At 57.5% G+C, this 22,962-nt stretch carries 17 protein-coding genes; 14 read left to right on the forward strand and 3 right to left on the reverse strand.

What is annotated here, in order from left to right; translation table 11 throughout:
- Positions 1-204: 204 nt before the first annotated feature.
- Positions 205-2,337: a glycogen debranching protein GlgX gene (gene glgX / locus KA369_20975; protein ID MBP7738460.1), complete on the forward strand. Its 2,133-nt coding sequence runs from the start codon at positions 205-207 to the stop codon at positions 2,335-2,337.
- Positions 2,338-2,341: 4 nt separating this feature from the next.
- Here glgX and KA369_20980 read toward each other — a convergent pair whose 3' ends face one another.
- On the reverse strand, positions 2,342-3,274 hold the full coding sequence (locus KA369_20980) for a cation transporter (protein ID MBP7738461.1): 933 nt from the start codon (positions 3,272-3,274) through the stop codon (positions 2,342-2,344).
- A gap of 244 nt (positions 3,275-3,518) precedes the next feature.
- On the opposite strand from KA369_20980, the gene KA369_20985 reads away from it, so the two are divergent.
- From KA369_20985 to KA369_21045, 13 genes are all read left to right on the forward strand, one after another.
- Entirely contained in the window at positions 3,519-4,715 is a 1,197-nt protein-coding gene (locus tag KA369_20985) for a geranylgeranyl reductase family protein (protein ID MBP7738462.1), read from the forward strand.
- A 115-nt stretch (positions 4,716-4,830) separates the two neighbouring features.
- Positions 4,831-6,279 carry a CoA-binding protein gene (locus KA369_20990; GenBank protein MBP7738463.1) on the forward strand — a complete coding sequence of 483 codons (1,449 nt, stop codon included), beginning with the start codon at positions 4,831-4,833 and terminating at the stop codon, positions 6,277-6,279.
- A 249-nt stretch (positions 6,280-6,528) separates the two neighbouring features.
- The gene (locus KA369_20995; GenBank protein MBP7738464.1) at positions 6,529-6,894 is read left to right on the forward strand and encodes an ankyrin repeat domain-containing protein; all 366 of its coding nucleotides are present in this window, start codon (positions 6,529-6,531) and stop codon (positions 6,892-6,894) included.
- A 31-nt stretch (positions 6,895-6,925) separates the two neighbouring features.
- Positions 6,926-8,818: a GNAT family N-acetyltransferase gene (locus tag KA369_21000; GenBank protein MBP7738465.1), complete on the forward strand. Its 1,893-nt coding sequence runs from the start codon at positions 6,926-6,928 to the stop codon at positions 8,816-8,818.
- 52 nt (positions 8,819-8,870) lie between these two features.
- Positions 8,871-10,511: an amino acid permease gene (locus KA369_21005; GenBank protein ID MBP7738466.1), complete on the forward strand. Its 1,641-nt coding sequence runs from the start codon at positions 8,871-8,873 to the stop codon at positions 10,509-10,511.
- A gap of 56 nt (positions 10,512-10,567) precedes the next feature.
- Complete coding sequence (locus KA369_21010; GenBank protein MBP7738467.1) at positions 10,568-11,446, forward strand: radical SAM protein; 879 nt, start codon at positions 10,568-10,570, stop codon at positions 11,444-11,446.
- A 229-nt stretch (positions 11,447-11,675) separates the two neighbouring features.
- Positions 11,676-12,782, forward strand: coding sequence for a Coenzyme F420 hydrogenase/dehydrogenase, beta subunit C-terminal domain (locus KA369_21015; GenBank protein ID MBP7738468.1), 1,107 nt, complete (start codon positions 11,676-11,678; stop codon positions 12,780-12,782).
- Positions 12,783-12,803: 21 nt separating this feature from the next.
- Entirely contained in the window at positions 12,804-14,741 is a 1,938-nt protein-coding gene (locus tag KA369_21020; protein ID MBP7738469.1) for an indolepyruvate ferredoxin oxidoreductase, read from the forward strand.
- Entirely contained in the window at positions 14,738-15,370 is a 633-nt protein-coding gene (locus tag KA369_21025; protein ID MBP7738470.1) for an indolepyruvate oxidoreductase subunit beta, read from the forward strand. Before KA369_21020 ends, KA369_21025 begins: the two co-directional genes overlap by 4 nt.
- Before the next feature lie 304 nt (positions 15,371-15,674).
- Positions 15,675-17,510 carry a translational GTPase TypA gene (gene typA, locus KA369_21030; GenBank protein MBP7738471.1) on the forward strand — a complete coding sequence of 612 codons (1,836 nt, stop codon included), beginning with the start codon at positions 15,675-15,677 and terminating at the stop codon, positions 17,508-17,510.
- 277 nt (positions 17,511-17,787) lie between these two features.
- Complete coding sequence (locus KA369_21035; protein MBP7738472.1) at positions 17,788-19,002, forward strand: hypothetical protein; 1,215 nt, start codon at positions 17,788-17,790, stop codon at positions 19,000-19,002.
- A gap of 148 nt (positions 19,003-19,150) precedes the next feature.
- A complete protein-coding gene (locus KA369_21040; protein ID MBP7738473.1) occupies positions 19,151-19,918 on the forward strand; it encodes a 3-hydroxyacyl-CoA dehydrogenase in 768 nt (255 codons plus the stop codon).
- A 145-nt stretch (positions 19,919-20,063) separates the two neighbouring features.
- Positions 20,064-21,239 (forward strand): acetyl-CoA C-acetyltransferase, encoded by a 1,176-nt coding sequence (locus KA369_21045; GenBank protein MBP7738474.1) that lies wholly within the window; start codon positions 20,064-20,066, stop codon positions 21,237-21,239.
- Between the two features lie 2 nt (positions 21,240-21,241).
- Here KA369_21045 and KA369_21050 read toward each other — a convergent pair whose 3' ends face one another.
- Together KA369_21050 and KA369_21055 are read right to left on the reverse strand one after the other, a co-directional pair.
- Entirely contained in the window at positions 21,242-22,378 is a 1,137-nt protein-coding gene (locus tag KA369_21050) for an acyl-CoA dehydrogenase family protein (GenBank protein MBP7738475.1), read from the reverse strand.
- An 8-nt stretch (positions 22,379-22,386) separates the two neighbouring features.
- Positions 22,387-22,953, reverse strand: a complete 567-nt coding sequence (locus KA369_21055) for a cupin domain-containing protein (protein MBP7738476.1) — start codon at positions 22,951-22,953, stop codon at positions 22,387-22,389.
- Between the last annotated feature and the right edge of the window lie 9 nt (positions 22,954-22,962).

Raw genomic sequence — 22,962 nt, forward strand, 5'->3', positions numbered from 1 at the left:
ATGTGATGCGATGTAGGTAGATAAAGATTGTAATTGATGCGGTAGTCACCCCCCTCCCTTGATGGGAGGGGCTGGGGTAGGGTGATGTATAACTGCATAACGCATTCGGTGATCTGTTCACCCCCCTCCCCCCACCCATTCTCCCCCGTCGAGGGGGAGGGAGTACTGCATGGAGAAATTAAACTGCAAACGGGAGGTGTCACTATGGCAGCACCGTTATCGCATAATACCAAAAGAAAGCTTACTCCGGGCAGGTTCTATCCCCTGGGCGCCACCCTTCAGGAATATGGCGTCAATTTCGCGCTTTTTTCACAGGACGCGCAGGAGGTCTTCCTGCTCCTCTTCGACAGGCCTGACGGTGACCCCACCGACGTTGTCAGGATCGAAAACAGGGACCGCTTTATCTGGCACGTTTTTGTCCACGACATTAAAGAGGGCCAGCTCTACGGATACAAGGTAAGGGGAGAATTCAATCCCGCCTGGGGGTTACGCTTTAACGAGAGCAAACTCCTCCTTGATCCCTACGCGAAAGCCGTCAGCGGCAAATGCCGCAACGACGACAATCTTCTCCTCGCCTATAATATCAACGCCCGGGAGAAAGATCTTTCCATGGACACGCGGGACAGCACACGGGTCATGCCGAAGGGCGTTGTCGTTGGCGATGTCTTTGACTGGCAGGGTGACAGGCCACCGGACCTGGTGTTGAACGACCTGGTCATATACGAGGTCCACGCCAAGGGCTTCACGGCCCACGCGAGCTCCGGGGTGAAGAATCCCGGCACCTACCTTGGTTTCATCGAAAAAATTCCATACCTGAAGGAGCTCGGCGTCAACGCGGTGGAGCTCCTGCCCGTTCACGAGTATTACGTGGAGGACTTCCTCATAAAGAAGGGCCTTACCAATTACTGGGGATACAACACCATCGGTTTCTTCGCGCCGGAGTCCTCCTACGGGACAGGCGTGTCCTCTGGCTGCCAGGTGCGCGAATTCAAGACCATGGTGCGGGAGCTGCACCGGGCCGGCATCGAGGTGATCCTTGACGTGGTCTACAACCATACGGCCGAGGGAAACGAGCTGGGGCCCACCATCAGCTTCAAGGGCATCGATAACAGGAATTACTATATCCTGACCGGGGTGCACGGCGCCCCCGGCCGGTATTACATGAACTACACCGGGTGCGGCAACAGCATGAACCTGTCCAGCACGCCGGTCATACGCTTCGTCCTCGACTCGCTGCGCTACTGGGTGGAGGTGATGCACGTGGACGGGTTCCGCTTCGACCTGGCGTCGGTGCTGGGGCGCGAGGAGGGGTACTTCCGGGCCGGCGCGTCCTTCTTCGACGCGGTTTCCCAGGACCCGGTGCTGAACAGGATCAAGCTCATCGCGGAACCGTGGGATATCGGCACCTACCAGGTGGGGAACTTCCCCGTGGATTGGTCCGAATGGAACGGGAGGTACCGGGACACGGTGCGGAAGTTCGTCAAGGGCGACGCCGGGCAGCTCCGCGAGCTGGGATGGCGCATCACCGGGTCGGCCGACATGTACGCGGACGACGGCAGGACCGCGTACAACTCGGTGAACTTCATCACCTGCCATGACGGCTTCACCCTGTGCGACCTGGTCTCCTATGACGGCAAGCACAACGAGGCAAACCTGGAGAACAACAGCGACGGGTCCAACGACAACAATTCCTGGAACTGCGGCTGGGAGGGCGAGACGGATAATCCCGATATCATGGCCCTGCGCAGGCGGCAGGTGAAGAACTTTTTCTGCCACCTTCTTTTCTCTCAGGGGACGCCGATGGTGCTGGGCGGGGACGAGTTCATGCGCACCCAGAAGGGAAGCAACAACGCCTACTGCCAGGACAACGACATCAGCTGGTACGACTGGACCCTGGCGTCGAAGAATGGCGATATCCTCGGGTTCGTGAAAAAGGCCATAGCCTTCCGCCACCGCTACCCGATCCTCCGGAGCCGCAAGTACCTCTCAGGTACCGATTCCGATTCGGATGGCATGCCCGATATCTCCTGGTTCGGCCTTGGCCTGGACCGGCCCGGCTGGGACTATTCGGAAGCCCGCGTGATCTGCTACATGCTGGACGGCGGCGAGGTGAAATCAGACCTCGGCGACTACCTGCTGTTCTTCATGCTGAACGCCGACCACAATTCCCACGACGTCATGGTACCGAAGGTCTCAGGCATGAAATGGAGGAGGGTGGTGGATACCAGCCTGAAAGCCGGTGATGATTTTCTCGAGCCGGGATCAGAGGCTCCCATCGATCCTCAGGACCATTACATCGTCAATGGCCGGAGCACGGTGGTTCTTCTGGCGCGGTAACCACCTACTCGATCTTTCCGCAATTCTCCAAACACTCGTCGGTGCACCTGTCGTCGCACGGCTCGACGTGGATGACGACCTTGGCGTCGGGATAGTGCTCCTTGACCCTGGCCACGATGCGGTCTCCGATCTCGTGGGACTCCTGCACGCTCATTTCAGGCGTCACCACCAGGTGGAATTCGTAGAATCGCTGCGAACCCGATTTCCTGGTCCTGAGCTTGTGATAGCTCAGGACGCGGGGGTGCTGCTCCGTGACGTAGCGGTCGATCAGGGCCTCGTCCTCCATGGAGAGGCGCGCGTCAAGGAGGTCGCGCACAGATTCGCGGGTGAGGTCATAGGCGGCCTTGACGATGAGGAAGGCCACGAGGATGGCCGCAATGGGGTCGATCCAATGGAGGTCGACGTGTGGAAACAGGAGCCTTCCCGCCCAGTAAATGAGAAGTCCCGCCATGACCCCGAAGGAGGTCCACACGTCGGTGCGAAGGTGCCAGGCGTCGGCCTTGAGGGCGATGGAATCGGTCTCGTTGCCGACTTTGAATAGCATGTGGGAGACGAAAAAGTTCGCCGCCACCGATATCGTCATTACCAGGACACCCCATCCGGCCTGTTCCAGTTGCTGGGGATGCTTCAGCTTTTCGACCGCCTCGTAGATGATCCATCCTGCGGCGAAAAAGATCAGCAGGGCCTCGATGGTGCCCGAAATGTTCTCTATCTTGCCGTGGCCGAAGGCATGGCGGTGGTCCTCCGGCTTGCCCGATGTGCGAACGGCAAAAAAAGCAATGATGGCGGCAACAAGGTCAACGGCGGAGTGAATGGCCTCTGAAATGACGGATACGGAATTGATGAGGAGGCCGATGGTGAGTTTCATCACCACCAGCGAGCTGTTGGATGCGACGGAAAGAATGGCGACTCGTGATTTCTTTTTATTGTTATCCATATAATATAATGCCTCATCCGGGAATGCCGGGATTGATCAAACTAACAGTAGTTCAACGAGTTCGTAATATGTAATAAAAAATATTTCTTTTTCGATATCGAAATTTGCAAGCTTTTTTTAATTGAAAAATTCAAGTGGTGTTATATGAATTGTTTTATAAAGATATAAAAGATAGATCTGCATAAAAATGTTTTATATATCTATCTTCCACTGCTGTCATAAACAAACACATGGTGTACCTTATATGAGCGAACAGTTCGACGCTATAATTGTAGGCGCCGGTCCCGGCGGCTGCAGCACCGCATCCTTTCTTTCAAAAGCGGGATTAAACGTCCTCCTCATTGAAAAGGCCAGATACCCCCGCGATAAGACCTGCGGCGACGGACTCTCCGCCACCGCTGTTACCGTCCTGGATGCAATCGGGGTCCTTGATAAAATCGAAGCCATCAAACCATGGAGATGCGACGGTGTCGTTATCACGTCCTCGGATGATGTGGCCATGCGGGGTCATACCAGGCCTGTGCCTGGCAGGTATAACTACGGTTACGTGATTCCGAGGAAAATACTGGACGACATCCTTTACCAGCATGTCAAGGGGCTTCCCGGCGTTACCGTCAGGGAGGAGTGCGCCTTCAGGGATTTCATAGAAGAAGGCGGGCGCATCCGGGGAATACGGGCCCGGTGCGGCAATGATGAAATCGAGGCCCGCGGAACATTCATCGTCGGCGCCGACGGGGTGCATTCCATCGTGGCGAGAAAGCTCGGTAGCCACGAGAACCCGGCCATGACAAAAGCCTTTGCCGTGCGGGCCTATTTCGACAATGTCGACGGCCTTGAACACAGCATATCGTTGCATTACGAGAAGGCCATTCTCCCCGGATATGGATGGATCTTTCCCACCGGGGAGCGGAGCGCCAATGTGGGCGTGGGCCTCATGTGCAGCGATAAATCGGTAAAGAACATCAAAAGCCTTTTTGAGATATTCGTCAACCGGAACAGCTTCGCCAGGGAAAGGCTGAAGAACGCGGTCATGGTCGAAGGATCCTACAAGGGGGCACATCTTTCGACCGGCGCCCTGGGCGTTCGGCGCTCTTTCGGAAATGTTCTCCTGGTGGGGGACGCGGCCGGGTTCGTCGACGCCCTGACCGGCGAGGGCATATACTATGCCCTCAAGAGCGGCGAGCATGCCGCCCGGGCGATAATCCACGGCCTTTCCGGCAAGGACCGGCTGGACGGCGCCTGCAGGATGTATGATGATCTCTGGCGGAAGGAATTCCGGCGGGACATCATCTTCGGCAATATCTTCCAGAGGGTCATGACGAAAAAGACGATGATAAACTTTATCGTAAACCGGGCCAGCAGGAACCAGGACAAGGCCGATATCCTCAGCGGCGTGATCCAGCACGCCCTTCCCAAGAGCCGGCTGTTCCGCATCCTCTGATCATTCAAAATCTAAAAATTAATAATGACAAGCAAGTAGGCTGGTTCTATTGTTGTTTCTCACCATCGAACAAAGCAATAAACGGGTGGAATTCGACTAAATCGTGTAATTTGATATGGAACGTTTCTTTCATCCCCGGTCAATTGTCCTCTTCGGCGCGAGCTCCAACCCGAGCAAAGGCGGCAACCAGGTGTTGCAGAACTTCAAGCAATACATGGAAAAGCAACAATACGGGGACCTGTTCATCGTCCATCCCCGCGAGGAGACCGTTGACGGAGTCCCCTGTTACCGGAGCCTTGACAAGGTGCCTCCCAATGCCAACGGTACCGGGCGGATAGACCTCGCGGTCATTGTCCTGCCCGTGCAGGAGGTGATGCCGGCGGTCCGCGCCTGCGTCGCCCGCGATATCCGCGGCATTTTGATAGAATCGGGAAATCTCTCCAATGACGAAAAGGAGGCGGCGGCTTTCGCGAAGGAAATGCTGTCGCTGATCCGGGGTAAAGACATCCGCGTCGTGGGGCCCAACTCGATCGGCTTCAACGTCCCGGATCTGCGCTACTGCACGCCCATCAAGCACTACAGCGAGTTCCTGGAAACGCGGGAGCGCAACGTGTCCATCGTCGGCCAGTCGGGGCTTTTCGTCACCGGCTTCGTGGAGTGGTTTTTCGACACCACCGGCCATGGTCAGCCCTTCGGGGTGTCGAACATCGCCGCTATCGGCAACAAGCTGGACGTGAACGAGTGCGACCTCCTCGAGTATTACCTACATGATTCGAGGACACACGCCATCGGGATGTACCTGGAGGACATCCGCGACGGCAGCCGCTTCATATCCCTTTTAAAAGAGAACCGCGAGCGGCACCGCAAGCCCGTGGTGCTGCTGAAGGCGGGAAAGAGCGAGAAGGGGAAGCAGGCGGTGTCATCCCACACCGGGTCCCTGGCGGGAAGCTACACCGCGGTGGAGGCCGTGGCCAGGCAGTTCGGCATGATCCTGGTGGAAACCTACGACGAGCTCTTTGAGATGCTTTCCATCGTCTGCCAGTATCCTGTGATGCAATCGAACAGGGTAGGCGTGATATCCGTATCAGGTTCCGGGTGCGTGCTGTCGTCGGATTTCGCAGAGAAATTCGCCATGGAGCTGCCGGAGCTGGATGAGGCTACCCTTGCCAGGCTCAGGCCCCTGTTCCCGGACTGGGCGCCCATCCACAATCCCATCGACACCTGGGCGTCGGTCGAGAAGGTGGGGCCCCGGGAAAGCTTTAACAGAATCCTGGAGATATTCCTGGAATCCGGCCTGTACGATTCCATCGTCCTGATGACCATCAGCTCCCCCTTCACGAACTTAGACTGGCAATACCTGAGCGAGATGCAGCGGCGTTATCGGGATATTCCGCTGGTGGTTCACTTTTTTGGCGGGCAGTCCATCATCGAGCACACGGCCCTGGCCAAGGAGTACCGGATACCGGTCATAGGGAGCTTTGACCGCATTTTCAAGCTTCTCGATCTGGCCTGGGATTTTTCCAGGAGGATTTCCCGCAGGGCGGCCGCAGGGACTGCGCCGTAGTTGCCTTATGGTCGGCTCATTTCAGGGCAGGAGGCCGCCCTTCAGGAATTGCCCGAAAATATCCCTCCATGTATCCCAGTCGTGGCCCCCTTTAATCATGACGACATTTCGGCCGGGTAGAATGTCGGCTACGATGCGGTTTGAACGCTCGAAGCGATCCGATTCGCCGAAACCGCTATTTAAAACTTGACAGGGTGCTAAACGTAATGCATCAAATAGATACATTTTGGAAAAAGGAGGCCCGTCGACATGAAACCAATATCCATAACTGTAATTATTCTCGCCATGGCAATCATGACATTTCAGGGATGCAAGGGAGCCTACGAGGGAGCCCTGGCGGACGCCGCACGGGTCGGTGACGTTAAAGAAGTAGAAAAGTATATAGCCAAAGGGGCCGATGTGAACGCGCAGTGGTTCGGCAGGACACCGATCCAGGTGGCCTCGGAGGAGGGGAAAACCGAGGTTATCGATCTTCTTCTGGCCAAAGGGGCCGATATCAACGCCAAATCCAAATTTGATAAAACGGCGCTGGACTTCGCAGAAAAGAAAGGGGACAAGAAAATTATTGATCTCCTGAAGAGCAAAGGTGCCAAGCGGGCGTCGGAGCTGAAATAGCCGGCGCCGATTCAATGGCGCCGTCACGGTCATGACAAAGCGGCAGGATAAAAAATATCTCGACCGTCTCAGGGAAACCTCCCCTGGGAAATTCGCCCCGCTGGAGGATGTTTTCAATCTGATCCACCGGGGCACCAGCATCTTCATTGGCTCGTCCTGCGGGGAGCCGCAGTTTCTCATTAAATCCCTTGTCGAGCACGTGGAGTCGAAGACGCACCGAATTTACGGCTCCCGGGTGATCCATGTGTGGACCCTGGGAGTGGCCCCCTATGCGCAGAAGAAATTCGAGGAAAACTTCAGGCACAATTCCTTCTTTATTAGCGATAGCTCCCGCGAGGTGGTCAATCGCGGCCTTGGCGACTACACACCGGTCCATCTCTCGGAGATACCGAAGCTCTTCAGGCAGCGCAAGCTGCAGGTGGACGTGGCCCTGGTGCAGGTTTCCCTTCCCGATGAGAACGGCGACATGAGCCTCGGTGTCAGCGTCGATATCGTCCGGGAAGCGGTGGACCACTCGGCCATAGTGGTGGCCCAGGTCAATTCCTTCATGCCCTACGTGTCCGGCGATTCCCTGGTCGGCGCGGATGACATCGATTACCTGGTGCCCCACGACGAGCCGCTCCTTGAATACCGGCTGGACCCGCCGGATGAAACAGCCCGGGAGATCGGGCGGTACGTGGCGCGCATCATCAGGGACGGGGACACCCTGCAGGTCGGCTACGGCGCGATACCCAACGCCATACTTTCAAGCCTCAAGGGCAAGAAGGACCTGGGGATCCACACGGAGCTCCTCACCGACGGCGTCGTGGACCTCATGCGCAGCGGCACGGTGACCAACGCCAACAAGAGCCTTGACCGGGGAAAAACGGTCGCTTCCTTCTGCATGGGGACCGCCGATACCTACGGCTTCATCGACAACAATCCGGACGTTGAATTCAGGCCCATCGATTACACCAACAGCCCCTTTATCATAAGCAGGCACGACGCCATGACCGCCATCAACACCTCGCTCCAGATCGACCTGACCGGCCAGTCCACGGCCGAGTCCCTGGGGACCACCCTCTATAGCGGCGTCGGCGGCCAGGCCGATTTCATGCGCGGCGCCGCCCTGTCCGAGAGGGGGAAGACCATCCTCACCATGCGCTCCACCTCCAATGACGGGACCAGGTCGCGCATCGTCCCGATCCTGGACAGCGGGGCCAGCACGACCCTGGCGCGGGCCGATGTCCAGTACGTTGTGACGGAGCACGGTATTGCCTATTTGTACGGGAAGAATATCCGCGACCGCGCCCTCTCCCTTATAACCATCGCCCATCCGAAATTCAGGGAGTGGCTCCTGGCGGAGGCGAAAAAGCTGAACCTGGTGCAGGGTGACCATGAGTGGATCGACGGCGCCCTGGGCGAGTATCCGGCCCACCTGGAGACCTACCGGAAAACCGGGGACGGACTCCTGTTCCTCCTGCGTCCCGTCAAGGTCAGCGACGTGGAAAACCTGAGGCTCTTCTTTTACTCGCTCTCGGACCAGAGCATGTACACCAGGTTCTTTTCCACCATCGAGTTCGTGCCGCAGAAAACGATACGCAGGTTCACCGTCATCGACTATTCCAGGGAGATGACGATCCTGGCCGTGATCGAGGAAGAGGGAATGGAAACGGTCATCGGCATAGGTCAGTACGTGGTGGAAAAGGGAAAGCTCGCGGCCGAGATCTCGCTCCTGGTGAGGGATGACTACCAGAACCGCGGCATCGGCAGCATCCTGATGGATTATGTGTTCGCAGCCGCCCAGCGCGAGGGGATACTGGAGATGTCGGCCACGGTGATGAGGGAGAACGCGAAAATGCTCCACCTGTTCTACAAGACCGGGCTGCCTGTCACCGCCGTTGAGAGTACCGATGCGGTGCGCCTTACGATGCCCCTGGCATAATTAATCATTGACGGGGTTGTTCCGTCCTTTTTCATGACAAGTAAAATATCATATGAACTTTATAAAAAGCATTTTCAGGCGAAAAACAATCAATGACATGCTCGCCGGAGTGTCCCAGGACGGCCTTGGGCTGAGGCGGGTCCTCACCGCGCCGGACCTGGTCCTCCTGGGGATCGGCGGCATCATCGGCGCCGGGATATTCGCCACCGTGGGCACGGCCACGGTGGGCGACACGGTCAGGCCCGGGGCGGGTCCCGCCATCATTCTATCCTTCGTGATTACAGGCATTGCCTGCGGGTTCACGGCACTTTGCTACGCGGAGCTCTCGTCGATGGTCCCGGTATCGGGCTCCGCCTATACCTACGCCTATCTCACCATGGGGGAGTTCGTCGCCTGGATCATCGGCTGGGACCTGATGCTGGAATACGCCATAGGCAACGTGGCCATAGCGATTTCCTGGTCCGGCTATTTCAAGGAGCTCCTCCGCGGTTTCGGCATCGCCATCCCTTCATGGCTTGTCACCGACTACCGGAGCGCCCTCCATGGGGACACGATCTACAGCGCCGTGGAGCTGCTAAAGAAGGGCGTCTCCATTGATCATATCGCCGCTCTCAAGGGCGCCGGCGCCTATATCGCGGAGCAGTTGGCTGCAGGGAACACCCTTGATAAGATCGCCGCCGGTTTTCAGAACGCCCATGAAGCGATAGCCTTGGCGCCGAAGATCTTCGGCATCCCCGTCGTGTTCAACCTCCCGGCGGTGTGCATCGTGGCCCTGATCACGATCGTGCTCTACCGCGGTATCAGGGAATCGGCGCGGTTTAACACCATCATGGTTATTCTGAAGCTCCTGGTCCTCGGATTCTTTGTCGCGGTCGGCTTTTTCTACGTGAAGCCGGACAACTGGACGCCCTTCATGCCCAACGGGTGGAGCGGGGTTCAGGCCGGGGCGGCCATCGTGTTTTTCGCCTACCTTGGCTTTGACGCGGTATCGACCGTGGCGGAGGAGACCGTAAATCCCCGCCGCAACCTTCCCATCGGCATCATTGGGTCCCTTGTCATCTGCACCATCGTATACGTGGTGGTCGCGGCTATACTCACCGGGATGATCCCTCTCACGGCCTTCAACCAGTCGAACAAGGCGGAGCCCCTTACCGTGGCCATGACCTTTCACCATCTGGACTGGGCCGCAGGCTTCATAGCCCTCGGCTCGGTGGTGGCTCACACGGCCGTGCTAATCGTGCAGCAGACCGGGCAGACGCGCATCTTTTTTTCCATGGGCCGGGACGGGCTCCTGCCGCGGTCCTTCTCGAAGGTGCATCCCCGGTACCGGACACCCCATGTCAACATCGTGATCACGGGCCTCTTCGTGGGATTCTTCGCGGCCTTCACGAACATCGACGAGATGGTGGACCTGACCAACGTGGGGACCCTCTTTGCCTTCATGCTGGTGTGCCTCGGCGTCATCATACTGAGAAAGATCGAGCCGACCCGGGATCGAGGCTTCCGGGTGCCCTTTGTCCTGGGAGTGGCACTGGCCGGTATCGTCATGTGCATGTACCTGATGGCGGGTCTTCCGGCCGTCACTTTCATCAGGTTCTTCCTCTGGCTGGTCATTGGTTCGGTAATTTACTTTTCCTACGGCTACTGGCATAGCGGAAGGAGGAACGGGAAAATGGAGCGATCAGCCCCCTAAATCCCCCGGAGGGGGACATCTCTGACAATTATCAATCATAATAATAAGGATGATCAATGCGTTACGAAGGAAATATATTCAGGCCCTTCAGCGAGGCCAACAGCTACCTGCTCCAGTGCACAGTCGGCTGCTCCCATAACAAGTGCACTTTCTGCGCCATGTACAAGGACAAGAAGTTCCGCGTGCGCGGCCTGGACGAGATCAAGGAAGATATCCGCATGGCGGCCGATGCCTATGGCGACGTGGAAAAGGTCTTTCTCTGCGACGGCGACGCCATAGAGATCGAAACGGGGATCCTTCTTGAGATCCTGGCGGAGCTCAGGAAGGCTTTTCCCTCCCTGCGCCACGTCGGGTCCTACGTGGGACCGGCCAGCACCCTGCGCAAATCGATGGAGGAGCTGAAAAGCCTGAGGGACGCGGGCCTGACCAAGGCCTATCTCGGCGTTGAGACCGGCGACGAAAGGCTCCTCAAGGAAGTGAACAAGGGCGTGACCTATGACGAGATGCTCAGGGCAGGGAGAAACCTCATCGAGTCCGGCATGAACCTTTCTTCCATGATACTTCTCGGCCTTGCCGGCAGGGGGCCCCGCTCGGAGGAGCATGCCCTGGCCACGGCGAAGATCACCAACGAGATGGCGCCCCAGTACCTGGCCGCCCTGACGGTGACGCCGGTCCCCGGCACCGTGCTCTATTCAAGAATGCAGAAAGGAGAATTCCAACTCCTCGATCCCTTCGAGACCCTGGAGGAGATGAAGCTCCTTTTCGAGAACCTTACGGTGGATAACATGAAGTTCGTGGGGATCCACGCGTCGAACTACCTGCCCGTCAACGGCACGCTGCAGAGGGACAAGGCGCGCATGCTGGAGACGATCAATTCCGTGCTGGCGTCAAGGGACCGGTCAGCCATACGGTCGGATGAAAAGAGGGGATTGTGATATACGCGGGGGTTCATCGCTCGCCCGCCTCGTATAACCTCCATGTTGACTTGGAGGGACCGGCGACGTCCCTGTCGCCTCCTCGCTGATGAACCCACCGCGTTATATGCATAATCATCTTGGACAAGAACTTAAAAAAAATAATGAAACTATTGACATCACATAGCCTTTCAAGGATTTATGTTAGGATGATGATAATTGACAATTGCTTCCAATCCGGAGGGATCAGATGAAGGTGCTCGGTTCCAGGGAATTGCTGGCCGATGTTCTCGAAAAAGAGCTCTGTATCGGCTGCGGCGCCTGCGTTTCCCTCTGTCCATATTTCAAGTCCTATAACGGTAAGACAGCCATGGTCTTTCCCTGCACCCAGGAGCAGGGCCGCTGCTTCGCCTACTGCCCCAAGGTAGAGGTTGATCTCGATGCCGTGTCCCGGAGCATCTTCGGTTCTTCCTATTCCATGGAGCCCCTGGGACCGGCAATATCCGTCATGATGTCCCGGGCCGGAAAGAAGGCGGCCGGCGATAATTTCCAGTGCGGCGGAACCGTGACGGCCCTCATGATCTACGCCCTTGCCGAAAAGCTCTGCGACGCCGCTGTCCTGACCGGCAGGGAAGGACTCGACGCCGTACCGGCCATTGTCACCGATCCCGGCGACGTGAAAAACTTCGCTTCATCAAAATACACCTCGGCACCGACACTGGCCGCCTTTAACCGTGCGGTAGATGAAGGATATAAACACATAGGCGTGGTGGCCACGCCGTGCCAGGTCCTGGCCCTGGCCCAGATGCGCTCGAACCCCATGGCCAGCAAGGATTTTTCCGATCCCACTTCCCTGGTGGTGGGGCTCTTCTGCACCTGGTCCCTGGACTTCCGGGACTTCCGCCGCCTCCTTGCAGGCAGGGTAGATATCAATGACGTCAAGAAGTTTGATATACCGCCGCCGCCGGCGGAAGTAATGAAGGTCTATACTTCAAAGGGCGCCATCGAGATACCCCTGGCGGAGATCCGCGCCACGGTGCCAAATTCCTGCGACTATTGCTTTGACATGACCTCTGAATTTTCCGATATATCGGTGGGCGTTGTGGAGGGGCGGGACGCCATGAACACTCTCATCATCAGGACAGGCCGGGGCCGCGCGGCCATTGACGGCGCGGTAAAGGCGGGCTACCTCGAAATCGAGGATATGCCGGCGGAAAACCTTGAGCGCCTCACAATCGCGGCCGGCAACAAGAAGAAGCGCGCCCTTAAAAAGGGCCTCGGGGAAGGAATGATCAACACCACGGACGGCCGCTGGTCGATCATCCGTGTGGATTCCAAAACCGCTGGCGCGATATAGGGGAACCGGAGGATATCTGACATGTCATACCTGTTCGACACAACCGAAGGCGCCCGCTACTTGATGATGGGCAATGACGCCATCGTCCGCGGCGCCCTGGAGGCCAATGTCAATGTCGCCAGCGCCTACCCGGGCACGCCCTCGTCCGAAATAATCGAAAACCTCTCAAAGGCCTCGCAGAAGCGCAATATATACGTGGAGTGGTCGGTCAATGAAAAGGTCGCCCTGGAAGTAGCCTTCGCCGCCTCCATCGCCGGCCTCCGCTCCCTGTGCGCCATGAAGCAGAACGGCGTCAACGTGGCGTCCGATTTTCTTCTTCATGTGGCCCTGTCCGGCACGCGGGGCGGCACCGTGCTGCTCCACTGCGACGATCCCGGTGCCCTTTCGAGCATCAACGAGGGGGAATCGCGCCACTTTGCCCGCATGATCGAATTGCCCCTGCTGGAGCCGGGTGACTTCCAGGAGGCCAAGGAGATGACGAAGTGGGCCTTTGAGCTATCCGAAGAACTGCGCTCCATCGTCATCATGCGGAGCGTGACGCGACTCTCCCACGCCAGCGGCAACGTGACCCTGGGGAGGCTCACTGAGCCGTCGGGCACGGCTCGCTTCAAGTTCGAGTCGATCCCGGGCGATCCCGATTCCGGACCGGTCATTACCATGCCGGTGCCGCCGCACCACGCCCTGCTCCAGGAAAAGCTGAAAAAAGCCGTTGCCATCTTCGAAAATTCTCCCTTCAACACCTACACGGGCCCTGAAAAGCCTGATCTCCTCATCATAACCTGCAGCGCCTGCAATCTTTACAGCAGGGAAGCAGTGCACCTCCTCAACGCGAAGGATCGGGTGGGCATACTGAAGATCGGCACGACCTGGCCCCTGCCGCCGAAGCTGATCAAAAAGAATCTGGCCATGGCAGATAAAATCCTCTTTGTCGAAGAGGTGCTTCCGTTCCTTGAAGAGAACGTGAAGGTCATAGCGGCCGAAACCGCCGCCGAGGTGGGCATCAAGAAATTCTACGGCAAAAACGACGGCGCCATGCCCACGATCAACGAGCTGAACCCGGATATCGTGGTAGACGCGATCAGTAAAATCCTTAACATCGAATATACCGCCATGGAGGATGGATACGCGAAGCGCGCGAAGGAACGCCTGGCGGCCCTTGCGCCGGTCCGCGACCTGACCTTTTGCCCCGGGTGTCCCCACCGGGCTTCCTTCTGGAACCTCCACAACGCCCTGGCCATCGACAACCGCCGCGGCTTTGTCTGCGGAGACATAGGGTGCTACACCCTGGGGTTCCTTCCCTGCGGGTTCAGCACCATGAAGACGTCCCATTCCATGGGCTCCGGCATCGGCATCGCCAGCGGCTTCGGCAAGCTCACGCAGTTCGGCATGGACCAGCCGATTCTGGCGGTCTGCGGAGATTCCACCTTCTTCCACGCGGCCATCCCGGCCCTGGTTAACGCCATACATAATAAATCAGACGTGATATTCGTGCTCCTCGACAACAGCGGCACCGCCATGACCGGCTTCCAGCCGCACCCGGGGACGCCCCTGGATGCGACGGGGGGAGACCTCCCCATCATCGATCCGGCCGCGGTGTGCCGCTCCCTGGGGGCCACGGTGGAATACGCCGATCCCTTTGATACGGAAGAGACACAGAAGAAGCTCCTGGCCCTCATGGATGAGAAGGGCGCCCGGGTCCTCATCATGAAGCAGATGTGCGCCCTGTCGCCGGAAAAGAAGGGGAAAAAGAAATTCGAGGTCAGGGTCGACCAGGACATTTGCCGGGGCGATACCTGCGGGTGCAGCCGCCTCTGCACGCGAATATTCCGCTGTCCCGGCCTTGTGTGGGATCGGGAGCGCCAGGCCGCGTTGATCGACGAGGTCATTTGCGCCGGCTGCGGCGTCTGCTCCACCATCTGCCCGGCTGGAGCCATCAGCAAAACGGAGGCCGGCCGATGAAATCCGTAAATCTGGCTTATGATCCCTATAACGCGATAATCACCGGCGTGGGCGGCCAGGGGAACGTGATGGCCTCCCGAATCCTGGGGAACATCCTGTCCCGCAAGGGATATTACGTAACCATCGGCGAGACCTTCGGCGTTTCCCAGCGGGGCGGTTCGGTCATGAGCCACCTGCGCATCTCGAAGCAGTCCGTCTGGAGCCCCCAGATACCCCGGGGACAGGCCCATATCATCGTGGCCCTGGAGCCCACCGAGGCTATCCGGGTGATCGCGGCGTACGGCAATCCCTCCGTGAGGGTCCTCAGCAACACCAGGCCGATACACCCGGTGGGAGTCATCGCCGGTGAATTGAAGTATCCCACTACGGAAGAGATCCGGGAGGCCCTCGTAGAGCTTGCCTCCGAGGTTTCCCTCCTTGACGCCACGGACGAGGCCCTGAAGCTCGGCCAGCCGATCCTGGGCAATGTTATCATGATGGGGGCTGTCGCCGGCACCGGCGTGCTTCCCTTCGACGCCGATGATTTCAGGAGCGTCATTGCCGAAACCATGTCGCAGGACAAGGTCGATATAAACATGAAGGCCTTCAGGAAGGGAGAGGAGATGATCCGTGCGCAGCAGCAGAAATAAGCTTCGGGGCCTGCGGTAATTAACCCCTCATCCCCCGGCCCCTTCTCCCATTAAAAAATGAAAAAAGGAGAAGGGGGGTAATTTTAATCTCCTTAATTTAGAAACCCTCTCCTTTATACCAAGCTTAATGGGAGAGGGTGCCCCGGAGGGGCGGGTGAGGGTGTAAAGATATTCAAAACCGGGATGTGGTCTATTATCCTCAATTTAAAAAAAAAGCTTGCCATCATACCCCCCGCTTATAAAAAGCCCTAACTGGTAATACCCGCATGGTATGGCCTCGTAAATCAATGCCGATGGATGTCAGATGGAAAAAATACGCAATATCGCAATAATAGCCCACGTTGACCACGGGAAGACGACCCTGGTCGATGAGATGCTCAAGCAGTCAGGGACCTTCCGCTCCAATGAAAGGATCGAGGAGCGGATAATGGACTCCAACGACCTCGAGAAAGAGCGGGGCATAACCATATTCTCCAAGAACGCTTCATTCTTTTACAAGGATTACAAGATAAACATCGTCGATACCCCAGGCCACGCGGATTTCGGCGGCGAGGTCCAGCGGGTCCTTGACATGGTCGACTCGGTGCTCCTGGTCGTCGACGCCTTCGAGGGCACCATGCCCCAAACCAAGTATGTGCTCAAGAAGTCTCTCGAGTTTGGCCACCGGCCCATTGTCGTGGTGAACAAGATCGACAGACCCAACTGCCGGCCTGAGCAGGTCGTGGACATGGTCTTCGACCTCTTCATCGAGCTCAACGCCACGGACGAGCAGCTCGATTTCCCGGTCATCTTCGCCTCTGCTAAAAATGGCGATTCGCACTACAAGCTCTATGACGAGCACAACGACATGGTGCCCCTGTTCGAGACCATCATCAGGCACGTGCAGGCCCCCGGCGGGGACGCCACGCTTGATTCGCAGTTCCTCATTTCAGCCGTGGAATACGACAACTATATCGGCAAGATAGGGACCGGGAAGATCCATAACGGCGTCATCAGGGCCGGGGACGAGGTCACCCTTATCAAGCAGAAGGGCGGCGAGCCTGTAAAGGGCAAGATCACGAAGCTGTTCGAATACAGGGGCCTTAAAAAAGCTGAAATACAGGAAGCTTCGGCAGGCGACGTCGTGGCCATCGCCGGCTTCGACAAGATAGACCTCGGCGACACCATAGCCGGCGGCGACGATCCCAGGGCGCTTCCCTCGGTCAAGATCGACGAGCCCACCATCGCCATCACATTCCAGATCAACGATTCCCCCTTTCTCGGCAGGGAGGGAAAGTATGTCACCTCGCGGCATATATGGGAGCGCCTCGAGCGTGAGCTTGAAACCAACGTGAGCCTGGTCATAGAGCGGTCCGAGAACAAGGACTCCTTCACCGTGAAGGGCCGCGGCGAGCTCCAACTTTCTATCCTTATAGAAAACATGCGCAGGGAAGGGTACGAGTTCCAGGTCTCCAGGCCCCAGGTCATATACAAGGAGATCGACGGCGAGATCCATGAGCCGATGGAGCTGGCCCTCATAGACGTAGGGGACGAGTTCTCCGGCGTGGTGATCGAGAAGCTGGGCAAGCGGCGGGGCGAGCTCGTCAGCATGAACCAGGGGAGCGACGGGTACACGCGCCTCGAGCTGAAGGTGCCTTCCCGGGGCCTCATCGGATTCCGCGGCGAGTTCCTGACCGATACCCGCGGCACCGGCATCCTTAACCATATCTTTGACGGATACGCCCCCTTCAAGGGCGCTATACCGTCGCGGAACCGCGGGGTCCTGGTGGCCATGGAGGACGGCCTGTCCAACGCCTATGCCCTCGACAACCTCCAGGACCGGGGAACCCTCTTCATTGGCTCCGGCGTTCCCGTGTACGAGGGAATGATCATCGGCGAGAACAGCAGGGAAAACGACATGGAGGTGAATCCCTGCAAGACGAAAAAGCTCACCAACATGCGGGCATCCGGGTCGGACGAGGCCATCCGCATCACCCCGCCGCGCCTCTTTTCGCTGGAGCAGGCCATCGAGTTCATCGATGATGACGAGCTCCTCGAGATCACGCCGAAAAGCGTGCGCATGAGGAAGCGCCTCCTCGGGGCCCTGGACAGGAAACGGTCGGACAAGTATAAGGCATATGACGACCGGAAACGAGCCTGAATCCCGGCGCAATCCCAAATTATTTATTGACACCCGATAAAATGATCATAGACTAATCCACGTAACATGTAAACAGGTTCTTCTCCCATGACAAGGGAGAGGGATCGTCCACTTCTTTTTTCAGTGAATGAATTGTTGAAGCGATTCTAAAGCGGAGCTAAAAGCAGGTCCGCTTTATCTGCGATGGCAACGAATGGGCAAAATCAGTGAAAATTCAAAAAAATTTTCATGATATAGTCATTCTTGCAGTATATTATATAATGGTATAGAGGGCCCTATGCGTTCCCCAAGAGCGGTATCATACATCCTTGCGATCATTGCGATATCGTGCACTCTCGTTCTGTTTTCACAGCCGGCGCAGCTCGCGTGGCAGAGGATCTTCGGCGGTGAGGACTTTATGGGAGGGACCTTCGAGGATATCCCGGCAAGGGTTGTCAACGCGAAGGACGGCGGATACGTCATCTCCGGCATGAACCGCGGCCAGGACGAGGATTCTCCCCGGGGCATGTACGTCGCCAAGCTCGATAAGGCGGGGAAGGCCCTCTGGATGAAGTATCCCGCCGTCGATTCGAACTATCACGCGAATCCTACCCTGTTCACCCCCACGGCCGACGGCGGATTCCTCTTCGGCGGAAGGAAGTATTTCTCCATTGGCATGACAAAAATCGATGGAAACGGCGAAGTCGTGTGGGACAGGAAATACGAGCTTGATAACGTAAAAAACATTCTCTTCATCGTGGAAACGAAAGACGGCACCATTACCTCCATGCTGTACGGGCGCGGCGGCAATAAGCCCGTATTGATGAAGCTGGATAAGAACGGCCGCGTCCTTTCCTTCAAGAGGCTTGCCAATGACATTGACGGGTTCCAGGTCGGCAGCGTCTCATACACCAGGGAAGGCTTTTTCATCCTGGCCGGCACCAAGTATAACAACGGCTATAACACCATTAACACCTATATCCAGGATCTCCGGCTCATGAAACTGGACGCAGAGGGGACCGTCCTGTGGGACAGGGGATACGGCGGCCTGAAGCAGGATTTCGGACGGCGTGCCTCCGGTACCGCCGACGGCGGCTTTGTCGCGGCCGGCTGCTCCTCTTCGTTCAACAATCGGAATGAATGGGATTTTTATATCGTCCGCGTCGATTCCCATGGGAACAGGCAGTGGGAAAAGTATTACGGGGGCGCAGATACGAACTATATCAGCTCATGCCATGAGACCCAGGACGGCGGCTACATCTGCGGAGGCACCAGGATCAGAAAGGCCGGAAGCCAGTATATGCTGGTCAAGCTTGACGGCAGGGGGAACAGGGTCTGGGAAAAATTCTACGGCGCGGGGAAGCTGAACTTGATGATGAACGATTTCTCCATTGCCGGTGATGGCGGTTTTATCTGCATAGGCCAGCTGGAAAACGCGCCTGCCCAGCGGATCGACAATTACGCGGTCAAGACAGACGACAAGAGGAACTCCGGTTCCTTTCCATCGCGATAAACCTCAGAAATAATTTTTCAAGAAGGCGGGATTCCTTGACCCCAATCTTGCTATTAACCCAAACTTGTCCCCGCAGTAATGTATTGACAAAATATTGACAATGGGTTGTTATTGCTCAATTTTTTTCGAAACAACCTGGGGGGAAATCATGAAAATTTCGGAAGTTGCGGCCATTGTTACGGGCGGCGCGTCGGGTCTCGGCGAAGCCGTCGTTCGCGCCATAATATCCGGCGGAGGAAAGGCCGCGATCCTTGACCTGGCGGATGATAAGGGAAGCAAGCTGGCTGCCGAACTGGGCGGCGCCGCGATATACTGCAAGACGGACGTATCCAGCGAGTCGGATGTCGCCGCGGCCATTGAACGCGCGGTTGAGAAATTCGGCCGTATCAATGTTGCGGTCAACTCGGCCGGTATCCTCAATCCGGGTAGAGTCTTAAGCAAGAAGGGCCCTATTGACCTGGGGAAGTTTGAACTGCTGATCAAGGTCAACCTGGTCGGCACCTTCAATGTCATACGCCTCGCGGCCATGAAGATGTCTGAAAACGAGCCCAACAGCGAAAAGGAGCGGGGCGTTATCGTGAACACCGCCTCGGTCGCCGCCTTCGATGGTCAGATAGGACAGGCCGGATACGCGGCGTCAAAGGGCGGGATTGTGGGGATGACCCTTCCCATCGCCAGGGAGCTGGCCGCGTACGGTATCAGGAACATGACCATTGCCCCGGGAATCTTCGATACGCCAATTATGGCCTCCTTATCTGACGAGGTGCGAGCGTCCTTCGGCCAGAGCATTCCCTTCCCTTCAAGGATGGGCCGGCCCGACGAGTTCGCGTCGCTGGTGCTCCATGTGATTGAGAATACCATGTTGAATGGAGAGGTCATCAGACTCGACGGCGCCCTGCGTATGGCGCCGAAATAATTACATGAGTGCTCCCCCTCCCTTGATGGGAGGGGTCAGGGGAGGGTGATAATCACTTTCGATTGGTTATCCCTCCCCATCAGTCCTCCCCCTTGATGGGGAGGATGTGTTGATATTAGTATAACGGTTTATCAGGGGGAAAGAGGTGAAAGAAGTTGTTATTGTAAGCGGATGCCGAACGGCGCAGGGGAGCTTTAACGGGTCCCTGGCCGGGGTCGGAGGGACGAAACTGGGGGCCCTGGTCATGGAAGAGGCCATAAAAAGGGCCGGCATATCCAAAGAAGTCGTGGATGAGGCCATCATGGGTATGGTGCTTCCCTGCGGATACGGCCAAAACCCGGGGAAGCAGGCGGTCATCCAGGCCGGTCTTCCCTGGCATGTGGGCGGCATCACCGTTAACAAGGTGTGCGGTTCCGGACTGAAAGCGATAATGCTGGGTGCCCAGGCCATCGCCGTTGGCGACGCGGAGATTGTCATTGCCGGCGGCATGGAAAACATGTCCATGGCGCCCTATTACCTGGAAAAGGCGCGCTTCGGGTACCGGATGAACGCCGGGAAGATCGAGGACCACATGGTCCATGACGGCCTGTGGGACATCGTCAACGATTTCCACATGGGCATTTCCAATGAGCTCTGCTCTGAGAAATACAATATCACGCGAGAAGACCAGGACCGCCACGCCGCCGAATCGTACAGCCGGGCCCTTGACGCGATCAGGGCCGGCAGGTTCAAGGATGAGATCGTGCCGGTCCCTTTGCAAAAGCGCAAAGGCGAAACCGTTCTCTTCGATACGGACGAATGTCCCCGGGAAACCACCTACGAGGACCTGTCGAAGATGAAGGCGGCCTTCAAGCCGGGCGGCCTGACCACGGCCGGCAACTCCTCCGTGATAAGCGACGGGGCGGCGGCGGTGGTCCTTATGTCGCGGGAAAAGGCGAAGGAGCTGGGCTGCACGGTACGGGCCACCATTGGCGCGCAGGCGTCGATGGGAATCGACATGAAATACGTTCTCGTGGCCCCGATCTGGGCTATCCCCAAGTGTCTTAAAAAAGAAGGGATTTCGGTTGACGATGTCGACCTATTCGAGATAAACGAGGCCTTCAGCGGCGCCTACGTGGCGGTTTTGCGGGAGCTCAAGATCGATCGGGCGAAGTCAAACGTGAACGGCGGCGGCATAGCCCTGGGCCATCCCATCGGCGCCAGCGGGTGCCGCGTCCTTGTATCGCTGATGTACGAGATGGAGCGGCGCGACAAGCATGTCGGGTGCGCCTCCCTCTGCCTGGGCGGCGGCGAGGCCGTGGCCATGGTCATCAGGCGGTAGGGTCATAAGTCCCGTTCCGTTTCGCGGGCGATGACCATGCGCTGGACCTCCGAGGTCCCCTCGTATATGGTCGTCACCCGGGCGTCCCGGTAGAGCCTCTCGATCTTGTTGTCGCGGATGTATCCGTATCCCCCGAAGACCTGGAGGGCCTTGTAGGCGCAGCGGTTGAGACTCTCCGTCGCGTAGAGCTTGGCGATGGAGGCTTCCCGCGAGAAAGGCCCTTTCTTGTCCTTGAGTGATGCGGCGCTCCAGGTGAGCAGCGCCGAGGCCTCGTGGGCTACGGCGATATCAGATATCATGTTCTGGATCGCCTGGTGCTTGATGATGGCCTTGCCGAACTGCTTCCTGTCCCGCGCGTAGGTCACGGCCTCGTGGAGGCAGGCGGCGGTCATGCCCGTGGCCTGTGACGCAATGCCGATCCTCCCGCTGTCCAGGGCATTCAGGGCGATCTCCAGTCCCATGTCCGGCTTCCCCAGGAGGTTCTTCTCCGGGACCTCGCAATCCTCGAGGAAAACGCTAACCGTGTTGGACGCGCTGAGGCCCATCTTCTTTTCATCCTTGCCGATGACGAGCCCCTTTGATCCAGCCGGCACCAGGAAGGCCGAAAGACCGCTTCTGACCTGGGACGTCCTCGCTATGAGAATGAATAACCCCGCATACCTGCCGTTGGTGATGAACTGCTTGGCACCGTTCAGTATGTATGATTTTCCTTTTTTCACCGCCATTGTCTTGAGCGAGGAAGGGTCGGACCCCGCCTCCGGCTCGGTAAGGGCGAAGGCGCCCACGTGCTCTCCCGACGCCATCGGAATGAGGAAGGATCTCTTCTGCTCGTCCGAACCGAATTTGAGGATAGGCTCGGCGGCAAGATTGGTCACGCTCAGGGTCACGGCCACGGAGGCACAGGAGAAGGCGATCTCCTGGAGGGCCAGGCTGTAGCTGACGGCGCCGGCGGCGGAGCCTCTATAGCGCTCCGGCACCATCATGCCGAAAAGGCCGAGCTCTCCCAGTTTCTTGATGATCCCCTCCGGATATTCGCCGCGGTTATTGTACTCTTGGGCGTAGGGCTCGATCTCGCTCTTGGCGAATTCGCGCATCATGTCCCGGATCATTATTTGTTCATCGGTCAACTGGAGATTCATTAATCCTCCTACGGTGTATAGATGGTGACTATGAGAACGGTAACGGTGCTGCCGGGATTTTTCAACGTGTGTCGTATGCCTGAATTGAAATGAAGGGACTGGTCTTTTTTGAGGCGGTGTTTTTTTTGCCCCACCTGTATGATCACCTCTCCCTTCAGGACGTAGACGAATTCCTCGCCTTCATGCTGGTACCTGACGCCCGGGTGCTCGGACCGCGGCGCGATGCCGACCCTGAAGGCGCGGAGATGGTCCTTCGTGGCCTGGGGGGTGAGGACCTCGTATTGGTAGGCTTCCTCCCTTTTCTTGAAATCCTGGATCCTCCGCTTTTCCAGCTCCTTCTCGCTGGACTTGCTTTTCAGGAGCAATTCTCCAGGGTTTATTGTCAGGGCCCGGGCGATCTTCAGTAAGTCGCCCACCGGCGCGAAGCCGGTCCCTTCCTCAATTTCCCCCAGGTGAGGCACCGTGAGCCCCGTGATCTCCGAAAGCTCATCGATGGTAACTTTCTTTTTCATTCGCATGGCGCGAATTTTTTGTCCTGTTGGATTGCCGCCCTTTGGTATGCGCTTTTTATCCATAGATGCCTC

The sequence above is a fragment of the Spirochaetota bacterium genome (genome assembly GCA_017999915.1).
In the GTDB taxonomy this organism is placed as follows: domain Bacteria; phylum Spirochaetota; class UBA4802; order UBA4802; family UBA5550; genus RBG-16-49-21.